Source organism: Flavobacterium anhuiense (assembly GCF_001705175.1).
GTDB classification, from domain to species: Bacteria; Bacteroidota; Bacteroidia; order Flavobacteriales; family Flavobacteriaceae; genus Flavobacterium; species Flavobacterium anhuiense.
Map to the genome: position 1 here is coordinate 2,605,879 of NZ_CP016907.1, position 12,675 is coordinate 2,618,553.

Annotated in this window: 12 protein-coding genes; 6 read left to right on the forward strand and 6 right to left on the reverse strand. The window is 34.1% G+C overall.

Annotated features, from left to right (window positions below; translation table 11 throughout):
• Window positions 1–11 precede the first annotated feature (11 nt).
• The 3 genes from BB050_RS11355 to recF all read right to left on the reverse strand — a co-directional run bounded on the left by BB050_RS11355 (window position 12) and on the right by recF (window position 3,006).
• The gene (locus tag BB050_RS11355) at window positions 12–1,061 is read right to left on the reverse strand and encodes a glycosyltransferase (RefSeq protein ID WP_083219831.1); all 1,050 of its coding nucleotides are present in this window, start codon (window positions 1,059–1,061) and stop codon (window positions 12–14) included.
• Between the two features lie 73 nt (window positions 1,062–1,134).
• A complete protein-coding gene (locus BB050_RS11360) occupies window positions 1,135–1,812 on the reverse strand; it encodes a DUF2461 domain-containing protein (protein ID WP_008464550.1) in 678 nt (225 codons plus the stop codon).
• Window positions 1,813–1,926: 114 nt separating this feature from the next.
• Window positions 1,927–3,006, reverse strand: coding sequence for a DNA replication/repair protein RecF (gene recF / locus BB050_RS11365; protein ID WP_066033650.1), 1,080 nt, complete (start codon window positions 3,004–3,006; stop codon window positions 1,927–1,929).
• A gap of 243 nt (window positions 3,007–3,249) precedes the next feature.
• Here recF and BB050_RS11370 point away from each other — a divergent pair, with 243 nt between their 5' ends.
• From BB050_RS11370 to BB050_RS11395, 6 genes are all read left to right on the forward strand, one after another.
• Window positions 3,250–4,032 (forward strand): tetratricopeptide repeat protein, encoded by a 783-nt coding sequence (locus tag BB050_RS11370; protein ID WP_008464552.1) that lies wholly within the window; start codon window positions 3,250–3,252, stop codon window positions 4,030–4,032.
• An 81-nt stretch (window positions 4,033–4,113) separates the two neighbouring features.
• A complete protein-coding gene (gene ribH / locus BB050_RS11375) occupies window positions 4,114–4,686 on the forward strand; it encodes a 6,7-dimethyl-8-ribityllumazine synthase (RefSeq protein ID WP_066033651.1) in 573 nt (190 codons plus the stop codon).
• A gap of 166 nt (window positions 4,687–4,852) precedes the next feature.
• Entirely contained in the window at window positions 4,853–6,799 is a 1,947-nt protein-coding gene (mutL, locus tag BB050_RS11380; RefSeq protein WP_066033652.1) for a DNA mismatch repair endonuclease MutL, read from the forward strand.
• Window positions 6,796–7,608, forward strand: a complete 813-nt coding sequence (locus BB050_RS11385; protein WP_083219832.1) for a rhomboid family intramembrane serine protease — start codon at window positions 6,796–6,798, stop codon at window positions 7,606–7,608. The genes mutL and BB050_RS11385 overlap by 4 nt, the downstream gene beginning before the upstream one ends.
• Window positions 7,609–7,650: 42 nt before the next feature.
• Window positions 7,651–8,514, forward strand: coding sequence for a rhomboid family intramembrane serine protease (locus tag BB050_RS11390; protein ID WP_008464557.1), 864 nt, complete (start codon window positions 7,651–7,653; stop codon window positions 8,512–8,514).
• Window positions 8,515–8,531: 17 nt separating this feature from the next.
• Complete coding sequence (locus BB050_RS11395; RefSeq protein ID WP_035691148.1) at window positions 8,532–9,578, forward strand: endonuclease/exonuclease/phosphatase family protein; 1,047 nt, start codon at window positions 8,532–8,534, stop codon at window positions 9,576–9,578.
• A gap of 77 nt (window positions 9,579–9,655) precedes the next feature.
• Here BB050_RS11395 and BB050_RS11400 read toward each other — a convergent pair whose 3' ends face one another.
• The 3 genes from BB050_RS11400 to dapB form a co-directional block, all read right to left on the reverse strand.
• Window positions 9,656–10,270 carry a WbqC family protein gene (locus BB050_RS11400; protein WP_066033653.1) on the reverse strand — a complete coding sequence of 205 codons (615 nt, stop codon included), beginning with the start codon at window positions 10,268–10,270 and terminating at the stop codon, window positions 9,656–9,658.
• A gap of 92 nt (window positions 10,271–10,362) precedes the next feature.
• Window positions 10,363–11,916, reverse strand: coding sequence for a signal peptidase I (gene lepB, locus BB050_RS11405; RefSeq protein ID WP_008464563.1), 1,554 nt, complete (start codon window positions 11,914–11,916; stop codon window positions 10,363–10,365).
• 56 nt (window positions 11,917–11,972) lie between these two features.
• Window positions 11,973–12,674, reverse strand: coding sequence for a 4-hydroxy-tetrahydrodipicolinate reductase (gene dapB / locus BB050_RS11410; protein WP_008464565.1), 702 nt, complete (start codon window positions 12,672–12,674; stop codon window positions 11,973–11,975).
• Window position 12,675 lies beyond the last annotated feature (1 nt).

The following is a 12,675-nucleotide window of genomic DNA, read 5'->3' on the forward strand; positions in this document are numbered from 1 at the left end:
GAACTTTGCGGTTAAATATTTATAGAATTCAACAACTCATGATATTTCTTTGAAATAATCATCATATTAATATCGTAATTCGCATTTTCTTCCACAAATTTTCTATTTCGAATAATCGTCTCGTTTCGTAATTCAGCATTTTCAAAAGACCAAATTAACTCATTGGCCAGCATTTCGATATTGTCAACTTCAATCAATTGCCCGTTTTCTCGATGCGTAATCCAGCTTTGATTTCCGGGAATATCAGAAACAATAGGATAACAATTGCAAGCCATTGCTTCAAATAAAGAGGCAGAAACGCCTTCGGTGGTTGGCATACTAATGTAAATATTAGATTGCTGCAGTAATTTTGGAAGTTCTGTATTCGGGATTCTTCCTGTAAAAATTACTTTGTTTTCTATTTGGAGTTCTTTTGCAAGATCTTTTAAAAATTGCAATCTGTTTCCGTCGCCAACAATGGTCAAAGAAAAATCAATTCCTTTTTGGTTTAAAATTCCGAAAGCTTTTAAAATGGAATCATGTCGGTATTCTGGCTGTAGCGAACGTGTAACAATCGCTTCAATTTTATTTGAATTATTGGTTGAAGGTGTAAAAAGTGATAGGTCAATTCCTTTTGGGAGAACCAAAACTTTGTTCATGTCAACTCCAGTTGCTTTCATGTGAATTGCCATTACAGGACCCCAGGCATGAATTAAATGCGCTTTTTTGAAAGCATATTTCTGAATGAATTTTTTAAAAGGATATAATTTAGACTCTTCCGGCCATAAATCAGTTCGGCCTTGTTGTGCGATCGCAATGGTTTTGGATCCAGATAATGCTGCAAGAAAACCATAACTGGTAGTTCTTTCTGCAATTACCATGTCTGGCTTTTCTTTTTTAATTATTTTTCGAATAGAAATTGGAGCGAAGAAATATTCTAAAATGCGTTTAGATCTGCGATTGTTTGATGTTTGAAGTTCCCAAGTAATGATTTCAAAATCGCCAAATTCTTTAAGGCCTTTCATCCAAGTGATGGCATCAGCGCGATAAGATTCTCCAAGAAAAAGTATTTTCCTTTGCATTATAAAAGTTTTTTCGCCACGAATTCACGAATTAATTTTGAATAATTCGTGAATTCGTGGCGATTTTTTTTGTCTAAAATTCTTCAGTATCTAAAGCGCGATTTATAAAATCGTTTAGCGGTTTTAAAGCAATGAGTTTTTCGCTCATTTTTTTTACAAAATCCTTTTTTGTAACCTCAGAAATATCGTAGGTTTGGCTTGCTGTAAAACTTTTTAATTTTAAAAACTCAATTGCAGGATGGTCTTTTTCGTAACCGCGTGGCATGCTTTTTAATGAATTGTTTTCGTTTACGTCCAAACTTCCAAATTCTTTTTTAAAGTTTTTATCATTTAAGATTTCCTGTAAATCATCATAGAAAAAAGCGATTTCTTTACGGACTTTCTTTAGTTCTTCTGCATCAGGAGAATAAAATCCGCCTGCAATAAAACTTCCTCCTTTTTCAATGTGAACGTAATAGCCAGAACGATTTGCACCTTTTGCTCCTGCTGACATCCAAACGCCCAAATGAGATTTGTAAGGAGATTTGTCTTTAGAAAATCGTATGTCACGATTGATTCTAAAAGTGCAGTCTTTTATCTCAAGAAGTTCCAACGACGGATCAAGGGGTTTCATTATATCTAGAAAATCACTAACCAACTGATGGTAGTCTTTCTTAAAAACTTCGTATCGTTTTTTATTGTCTTGAAACCATTCTCTGTTATTGTTCTTTTTTAAATCGTCTAAAAATTGCAATGATTCTTTCGTTAGCATGTTCCTTTATATTTTATTGCAGTTGTTTTTAAGTTTTTTACTCAGGCTAATTTACTGATTTCTATTTTGTGATTACTTCTAAAAACTGATACAAATTTTACCAAATTTCACAAGTCACAAATTAAATATCTTATATGTCTGATGCGTGGATTTTACAATTGCTTCGGTTCTTTCGGGATGTGTGTCTGAAATAAAAAGCTGTCCAAACGTTTCGCTGTTTACCATTTCAACGATTTTGGCAACGCGGGTTTCGTCCAGTTTGTCAAAAATATCATCAAACAAAAGAATGGGTTTTACGCCACTTTGTTTTTTTAGAAATTCAAACTGAGCCAATTTCAAAGCAATTAGAAAAGATTTCTGTTGTCCTTGCGATCCGAATTTTTTTATCGGATGGGAGTCGATTTCAAACGATAAATCGTCTTTGTGAATTCCTACACTTGTGTGTTGAAGTCCACGGTCTTTATTTATATTTTCCTGTAAAAGCGTTAAAAGATCTTTTTCAAATAAATGGCTTTCATAAACCAGTTGTACACTTTCCTCAGATCCCGTTATTACCTGATGGTGTTTATTAAATATAGGTATAAATTGTTCAAGAAAATCTTTTCGCTTTTCAAAAATCGATTTTCCGTAACCTTGCAATTGCTCATTATATATAGATAAGGTATCGTTATCAAAAACATGATTCAGGGCAAAATACTTTAAAAGGGCATTTCGCTGTGTAATTACTTTTTGATATTGTATTAATTCGTGGAGATATGTGGCATCCAACTGCGAAATCACACTATCCATAAATTTGCGGCGCGTTTCGCTTCCTTCAATAATTAAATCACGATCTGCTGGCGAAATAATTACTAACGGAATAAACCCGATATGATCTGAAAATTTATCGTAAGGTTTTCCATTTCGTTTTAAAACCTTTTTCTGCCCTTTTTTTAAACTGCAGACAATCTGTTCGGTTCTTTCGTTCTTTTCCAGTTCGGCATCAATAACAAAAAATTCTTCGCCGTGTTTGATATTTTGAACAGCAAGCGGATTAAAATAGCTTTTTCCATAAGCTAAATGATAAATAGCATCGAGCACATTGGTTTTCCCAATGCCATTTTTTCCCACAAAACAGTTGATTTTGATGTCAAAATCAAAACTTGCTTCTGAAAAGTTTTTATAATTGAATAATGAGATTTTGTTTAAATGCATTTTTTTCGGGACTCCACGTATAAAATTTACCCTTTTTGAACAGTAAAAATTTGAGGCTGCAAATTACCGAAAATTATCGATATAATTGGCTTTGGCGTTTTTGTGGACATATTTATTTTACCGCTTCCGCGAAAGGATGAGCGAATACGGAAAATATTTTTTTTAAAATAGTGATAAAATTGAAATTTTTTACCTCAGTTTCAAGAAAAATTTTATTTTTGCCGTTCACTAAATAAATTTTAAATGGCAACTTACAATAAAAGAGGATATAAGACACCAAAAGAAAAGGAAGTAAAAGAGGTAGTTACTGAAGAGCAGCAAGTAATTATTGACGAAAAAGACAGTACAACGGCTGGAGTTTTCTCAAAATTAGATGAAACGGCTTCAAAAACTGAGGATTGGGTGGCTAAAAATCAGAAAATCATTATTGGTTTAGTTGCGGGTATTGCAGTGGCTACAATTGGATATTTGGCTTACCAAAAATTTATTGAAACTCCTAAACAAGAAGAAGCTGCAAGTGAAATGTTTGTTGCGCAGCAAAACTTTGAAAAAGCTGTAAACGGTGTTTCTAGCGATTCATTATTCAAATTATCATTAAACGGTTCAGAAGGTAAATTCGGATTTATTAAAATCGCTGAAGAATATTCTGGAACAGACGCTGGAAACTTAGCAAACTACTATGCAGGTATTGCTTACCTAAATACTGGTAAATTTGATGAGGCAATTAAATATTTAGGTGAATTTAAATCTGAAGACGCAATCTTAAGTGCTTTGGCTAAAGGGGCAACAGGTGATGCTTATTCTCAAAAAAATCAGCAAAAAGAAGCTTTAGATTTTTATGTAAAAGCTGCTGAGTCTAATAAAAATGATTTTACAACGCCTCGTTTCTTGTTAAAAGCTGGAAAAACAGCTTTAGCTTTAGGGCAAAAAGAAGATGCATTGAAATATTTCAACGACATTAAAGATAATTACGACAGTACTCCAGAAGCGGCATCTGTTGATGCTTTGATCGGATTAGCGCAATAAAAATTTTAGACTTTAGATTTTAGATTGTAGATTTGTAATTAAGAATCTAAATTCTAAAATAAAAAATCTAAAATATATAAGATGGCTACTCAAAATAAAAATCTATCAGAATACGATAAAAACACAATCCCAAACGCGAAAGACTTTCGGTTTGGGATTGTTGTTTCTGAATGGAATGAAACTATAACAGAAGGACTTTATAATGGTGCTTTTGACGCTCTAGTTGATTGCGATGTTCCGGCTCAGCAAATTATCCGTTGGAATGTTCCAGGAAGTTTTGAGTTGATTTACGGAGCAAAAAAAATGCTTCAGACTCAAAATGTTGATGCGGTTATCGTAATTGGTTGTGTAATTCAAGGAGAAACGAAACACTTTGATTTTGTTTGTGAAGGTGTTACGCAAGGAATTAAAGACTTGAATGTTCAGACTGATATTCCAGTTATTTTCTGCGTTTTAACAGATAATAATATGCAACAGTCAATTGATAGAAGCGGAGGAGTGCACGGAAACAAAGGAACCGAAGCTGCAATCGCGGCCATAAAAATGGCTTACATACGTCAGCAAGCTTCAATAGCTCATGCTTACAATCAGCCTTTATTGACTTCGGGAGCACTTCAAATTGAAGATTCTCCGAAAAAAATTGAGAACGAATAAAGCACATTTGTTTTAAAAATATTAAAACCTATACTGTGTAATAACGGTATAGGTTTTTTTGTTTTTTTTATGATTATTCTTATTCTAAAAGCCAACCAAAATTCATTAAATTTGTACTTCTTGGTTTGTAAAAACCTAATCTAACTTTAAAACCTATTTTTGCTTAATGTCGAGTATTATTCAATTGCTTCCTGATCACGTTGCTAACCAAATTGCTGCTGGAGAAGTGGTTCAAAGACCTGCTTCAGTCGTAAAAGAGTTGTTAGAAAATGCTGTTGATGCCAAAGCAACTGATATTAAATTAATTATAAAAGATGCCGGTAAATCGCTGGTGCAAGTTATCGATAATGGAGTCGGAATGACCGTTACCGATGCACGCTTGTGTTTTGCCCGTCATGCAACATCCAAAATCCGTCAGGCAGAAGATTTGTTTTCGCTTGGGACAAAAGGTTTCCGTGGAGAAGCTTTGGCTTCTATTGCAGCGATTGCGCATATGGAAATGAAAACCAAGCAAGATCAAGACGAATTGGGAACGCATATCATAATTGAAGGAAGTAAATTTATTTCGCAGGAAGTGGCCGTTTTGCCAAAGGGAACTTCGTTTGCGGTTAAAAACTTGTTTTTTAATATTCCTGCTCGCCGTAATTTCTTAAAGTCAGATACAGTTGAGTTTCGTCACGTCATGGATGAATTCCAGCGTGTGGCACTGGCGCATCCAAATATTCATTTTAGCTTTTATCATAACGGAAGCGAAATGTACAATCTTCCAGCAGCGGGATATCGCCAGAGAATTGTGGGTATCATGTCTGGTAAAACAAATGAAAAGTTGGTTCCAGTAAATGAAGAAACTGATATTATAAGCATTCAAGGATTTGTTTGTAAACCGGAGTTTGCAAAGAAAAATAGAGGAGAACAGTTCTTTTTTGTAAATGATCGATTTATAAAAAGCAGTTACCTACACCATGCGGTTATGTCTGCATACGACGGATTGCTGAAAGATGGTTCTCAACCAAGTTATTTCTTGTATCTACAGGTTCCGCCAAACACAATTGATATCAATATTCATCCGACTAAAACAGAAATTAAGTTTGATGACGAGCAAGCATTATATGCTATTTTAAGAGCGTCCATCAAACACAGTTTAGGACAGTTTAATGTCGCTCCAGTTTTAGATTTTGATCGAGATGCCAATTTAGATACACCATATCATTATAAAGATGTAGAAGCAGAAATTCCGACAATTCAGGTTGACGGCACTTTTAATCCTTTTACTGATGATAAAACCAATCAGCATTATAGTAAAGCTGCCTCAGGATCTTCTGGATATAGTTCAAGTTCATCATCATCATCATCATCATCGTCAGGATCGTCATATTCTGGGTCATCGTATTCAGGTTATTCTAAAAGAGTTGAGCCAACGGCAAGCTGGGAAAGTTTGTATGTTGGTTTGGATGTCGAAAATCCTGAAAGTATAGAAAGTTCGCCTTTTACATTCGAAAATGAAGAAGTAACCTCTTCTTTGTTTGATGATGAAGAAGTGGAACAGGCAACGCAGAAAACGTATCAAATTCATAAAAAATATATTGTATCTCCAATAAAATCAGGAATGATTATTGTTGACCAACAGCGTGCACATCAGCGAATTTTGTATGAACAATTTTTGCTGAACATGACCGTCAATCAGGCGGCGAGCCAACAATTGCTTTTTCCTTTAGATTTGTTTTATTCGGCTTCAGAAATGAAGTTGATCGAAGAATTGAAACCTTCTTTGGAAACTACCGGATTTGTTTTTGATGAAAGTAAGACAGATCACATTGTAATTTCCGGAATTCCTGTAAATATTACAGAAAGCGAAGTTTCGCAGGTAATAGAACAATTATTGAGCGACTTGCAAGACGGAATTCCAGCAAACAGTTACAGTCAAAATGATACAATTGCCAAGTCGATGGCCAAAAGTTTAGCGGTTAAAACAGGATCTTATTTGACCGAAAAAGAACAAGATAATTTGGTAAATGGTTTGTTTGCCTGTAAAGATCCAAATATTTCACCTTTTCAAAAACCTACCTTCATCACTATGCGTGTTGAAGATATAGATAAAAAGTTTGCTTTATGATGAATATCACGCCAGTAGTTAAACAACTGCTAATTATTAATATAATATTCTTTATTGGTGCTCAATTAGTGCCAGTTTCTTATGAATATTTGTCATTGTTCTATCCAGAAAGCGAAAGTTTCAGAGCTTGGCAAATCATTACGCACATGTTTATGCATGCACCATGGCCAAATTTTGCGCATATTTTATTTAATATGTTTGCCTTATACAGCTTCGGGTCTGCATTGGAGCATTTTTGGGGAGGAAAAAAGTTTTTGTTTTTCTACATTTCTTGCGGATTAGGTGCGGCATTGCTTCATACTGGAGTAAACTACCTTCAGCTGCAATCTCTTTTAAGTTCTGTTTCTGAATTGAATTTATCTAAATCAGAATTACACTTGATTTTGAATGCAAATTATTCTTCTTTATTCGATGCCAGTGGCCGAATGGTACAAGGAGAAATCGCTACAATTTTAAATAAAGCACATTGCACGCAAGAACAATTTAATGCTTTGGCACAGGCTAGCGGTATAGTTCAGTCGCCAGTTTTGGGCGCTTCTGGAGCAATTTACGGTTTATTAACTGCCTTTGCATTTATGTTTCCAAATGCTCAGCTGGCATTGATCTTTATTCCTGTTCCTATCAAAGCAAAATATTTTGTGCCTGGAATTTTAGCAATTGACTTATTTTTAGGTTTTAAAGGAAGTTCTTTATTTGGAAGCGGAGGAACTGGTATTGCGCATTTTGCTCACGTTGGCGGTGCAATTGCTGGTTTTTTAATGATGTTGTACTGGAAAAAAAATCAGTTTAATAACAACCGTTGGAATTAATTTTTAACTTTAAAGTACAAATTCTAAAACAAAAGAGTTTCTATGAATATTCTAGACGATTTAAAATTACAATATAGATTGGGTGGTATTGCTATGCGTGTTATGTATTGGAATATAGCATGTTTTATTGTATCACTTATCTTCTTCTATCAATTTTCAATAGGTCAATTTGCTTTTCCAAGTTGGTTGGCTTTATCGTCAGATCCTCAGGTTTTTATGTTTAAGCCTTGGACTTTTTTAACCTATGCTTTTTTTCACGATGGATTTTTTCATCTGTTGTTCAATATGATGGTGCTTAATTTTGCGAGCACTTTGTTTTTGACTTATTTTACTCAAAAGCAATATTTAGGTTTGTATCTTTTAAGCGCTCTTTTTGCAGGAGTGGCTTTTGCACTGAGTTTTTATTTTTCTAATATCAGCGGTTCTATTGTTGGTGCTTCTGCAGCAATTATGGCTATTTTGGTGGCCGCAACGACCTATTCTCCTTTAATGAATGTTCGTTTGTTTTTATTCGGAAATGTGAAACTTTGGCATATTACGGCTGTTATTTTAATTTTAGATTTAATGCAGTTCCGTTTAGGGAATATGGGCGGACATATTTCGCATCTTGCTGGTGCTTTCTTCGGATTTGCTTATATTAAATTGCTTCAAAACGGTACTGATTTAAGTATCGTTGTTTCTAAAACTTTAGATTTCTTCGCAAATCTTTTTAGAAAATCTCCTACGACCCCATTTACAAAAGTTCATAAAAATTACAAAAGACCTACAGAAAAAACGACATCAAGAATTGTTACGAAAGATAAAACGCAACAGCAGATTGATGAAATTTTAGACAAAATTAGCCAGTCAGGATACGATTGTCTGACAAAGGAAGAAAAAGAGTTTTTATTTAAAGCTGGAAAATAAACTTGTAGGAGAAAAATATGAAAAACCTTTCTTGGTTTAATAAAATAATGTTCTTTTTGAACATAGTGCTGACTGTGCTTACATTTAGCATCTATGTTTTGCCTTTTTTAGCACCTAAAAGTTTTCCGCTTTTATCGGTGCTTACTTTGTTTATGCCTGCTTTTTTTGTGGCCAATGGATTGTTCTTTATCTATTGGGGAATTCAGTTTAAAAAACGCCTTATTTTATCGGGTTTGGTTTTGCTGACAGGAATTACATTCATCAGTAAATTTTATAAGTTTTCTGGAAAAGAGTATGTGAAGGATGAAAAGGATTTTTCTGTAATGAGTTATAACGTTCGTCTTTTTAATGTTTTTAAATGGCTGGATCGAGATGATATTCCGTCAAACATTAAAGCTTTTATAGATGAGAAAGATCCTGATATTTTGTGTATTCAGGAATATTCAAATTCGGCACATTTAGATTTAAAGGTTTATCCGCACCGCTATATTTTTATTGACGGCAAAAAAATTAAGACTGGGCAGGCTATTTTTTCTAAGTTTCCAATTATTGACGAAGGAAATATCATTTTTCCAAAATCTGACAACAATGTAGTTTATGCTGATATTAAGCGCGGAAAAGATATTATCCGTGTTTACAATATGCATTTGCAATCTATTAAAATTTCTCCCGATGTAAGTGAAATTTCCGATGATATTGATAATGTGAATCAGAAGAAATCACAACGCATTTATGCTAGAATCAGTAAAGGATTTACGCAACAGCAAGAGCAGGCGGAAATTTTTAAAGAGCATATTAAAAAATGTAATTATCCAATTATTATCTGCGGAGATATGAATAATAGTCCATTTTCTTATGTGTACCGAAATATAAAAGGGAAATTAAAAGATGCTTTTGAGGAAGCTGGAGAAGGTTTTGGAGCTACTTATAAGTTCAAATACTATCCTGCTAGAATTGATTATATTTTTACAGATAGTAAAATGAAAGTAAAACAATTTGAAAGCTTTTCTGACTTCGAAAATTCAGACCATTATCCGATTATGACAAGACTTTCTGTGGAGTGATTTTTTTTAGTCGAAAGTCGAAAGTCGAAAGTTAAAAGTTAAGGTGATATGAAAATTCATAACTCATAACTTATAATTTATATGATCTTTTGGGTTTTCAAATAATCCATTGCAAATTTACCTTCGTTAAAAAGCAAATCCAAAACACTTAAATTATTGATAAAACCGTGTTTGTCATCAAATACCTGAGTGTATTTTTCAAAAGAATTAGCATCCTTTTTACCATTTGCTAGATATCTGAAATCGGCAAAATCAGTAACTTCATGAAAGTATTCTGTAGTTTTTCCAAATTCCAATTTCATTCGAAGACATTTTGTCACAACGTCTAACACTTCGAAATTCAAATCCATTAAAAATTCATGTTTTTTCTCGAAAATAGGAACGATATCATCTTCGAAATACTCAAAGAAAGGAGAGCTTCTATATGCGGCCTCAAGCGATTTAAAATGCTGTTTCTGCCAATCAAATTCGTTTTCGATTAAAATGTCTTTTGTTTTTTGATGTGCAGTTTTAGAATGCTTAACAGGGATATTTAATAATTGAATTCCATTCGGACTATAGATGTAAGTTCTATTTCTATTGGTCTGTTTCTGAAAATTATCTTCCATTTCAAAAGTAATGCTGTCTGATTGCGCGATTACAGCAAAATGACTGATAGATGGGAAATAAGTTGGAAGTATTAAGGAATTCATTTCGTTTTGTTTCAAGTTTAAAAAGTTTCAGGTTTCAAGTTGACGTAAAACGTGAAACTTGAAACCTGACACAAAAATAACTTATTTTTTAATTATGCTTTATTCTCTCTTCTTTTTTTCCAGATAAAATCTCCAACGAAGTAGATGGCAAGAAGTATTAAGAAATATTTAAAGTAAGAATGAGGCTGACCTTCGCCGTCTACAGTTGTAAATACCCTGTTCCAACGAATTTTATTGATGCCTTTTCCGTTGGTATCCCAGCTCATCCAAATGAATACTGGTTTTCCTACGATATGATTTTCAGGTACGTAACCCCAATAGCGGCTGTCTTCAGAGTTATGACGGTTGTCTCCCATCATCCAGTAGTAGTTCTGTTTGAAAGTGTACGTTGTCGCAGGTTTTCCGTTAATTAAGAATTTTGAACCTTGCAATTCTAATGTGTTTCCTTCGTAATTTGTGATAATCTCTTTATAGAAAGGAAGAGATTCATTTGTTAGAGCAACCGTTTTTCCTGCCTCAGGGATGTAAATTGGTCCCATGTTGTCTTGGTTCCATTTGTTGATATGAGGAAAAATAGCATTGTCATCTCCATGATCAACTTTTCGGATAACGGCAGTAACGCCAGGAGTGTTTTTAAATCTTTCTGCTCCAGCTTCTGTTAAGGCTCCTAAATAAAGTGTATCTCTTTTTTCTGTTCTAAAGCCTGCAGGATCTGTAATGTCCAATTCTTTGAAAATGGTTTCAAAATCAATAGGTGTTTTCCCGTCTAATGCTACAGCGTATGAGTATTGTGGTTTAGCTCTTTCTGGTAAAACTAATTTTTTTCCATTAATAAAAACATAGCCATCTTTTATTGATAAACTGTCCCCAGGAATACCAACACATCTTTTTACGTAATTTGATTTTTTGTCAATCGGCTTAATAACGCCAGGTCTTCCTTTTGGTTCGAAGAAATAATGAACCGTATCGACGGGCCAGTTAAAGACGACAATATCGCATCGGTTTATTTTCTGGATAGCAGGTAGTCTAAAATATGGTAATTGCGGCCAGCTTAAGTACGATTTGCTTTTGGTTAAAGGAATTGAGTCGTGAACCATTGGTAAGGCTACTGTTGTCATGGGAACTCTAGGACCGTAGTTTAATTTGCTTACAAATAAGAAATCACCAATCAATAAAGATTTTTCTAAAGACGATGTTGGAATCGTATACGGCTGTACAACATAAGTGTGTACTAATGTTGCTACAATAATGGCAAATAATAAAGAGCTAACGGTATCTGCAGCTTTGTTGTCAGGAGTTAGTTTGCGATCTTTATGATATTCTAATTTTTGAGTATAATTGACAACATAGATGTAAAAGCCTAAAGTAAACAGTCCTAAGATTGTGTCCAAAGTCGATTTTTTACCAAAAGTTCGTAACGTTTCTACCCATACAACTGGAAACATAATCAGATTGATGATTGGAATAAAAAGTAGTAATGTCCACCATGTTGGGCGTCCGATAATCTTCATTAAAACGATTGAATTGTATACCGGAATTGCAGCTTCCCAGCTTTTTCTTCCTGCTGCCTGATACAGTTTCCAAGTACCAAGGAAATGAATAATCTGTACAGCTAGAAAAAATACGAACCAAGAGTAAAGTGTCATAATAATTGTATTTTAAGTTTCAAATTCAAGGTTTTCTGACTTGAATTTTGGTCAATTTATTGTAAGTTAAGTACGTCTTTCATAGAGTAAATCCCCTGTTTTCCTGCTAGCCATTCTGCCGCAATAACAGCGCCTAATGCAAAACCTTCACGATTATGAGCGGTGTGTTTAATCTCGATGCTGTCTATTGGCGAATCGTAAGTTACGGTGTGTGTTCCAGGCACTTCTCCAATTCTTTTTGCTTCAATATGAATTTCATTTGCTTTTGCTTCTTCTAAAGTCCAATTGGCGTAATTGCTGTTTTGGATAACACCTTGTGCTAAAGAAATAGCTGTTCCGCTTGGAGCGTCAAGTTTGTGGATGTGGTGAATTTCTTCCATCGAAACTTTATAAGAATCAAATTGATTCATGATTTTAGCTAAATATTCATTTAACCCGAAGAAAATATTTACTCCTAAACTGAAATTTGAACTAGAAATAAATCCTCCTTTTTTCTCGTTGCAAAGTGCAATCATTTCATCATAATGCTCTAGCCATCCTGTTGTTCCTGATACTACAGGCACATTAGCATTAAAAGATGCTGAGATATTACTAACGGCTGCTGATGGCACGCTAAAATCAATGGCAACATCGGCTGTTGAAAGTCCGTCATAGGTGTTAAATTCGTCTTTCTTTAAAACTATTTCATGACCTCTTTCTAAAGCAATTCTTTCAATTACTTTACCCATTTTTCCGTATCCTAAAAGCGCAATTTTCATT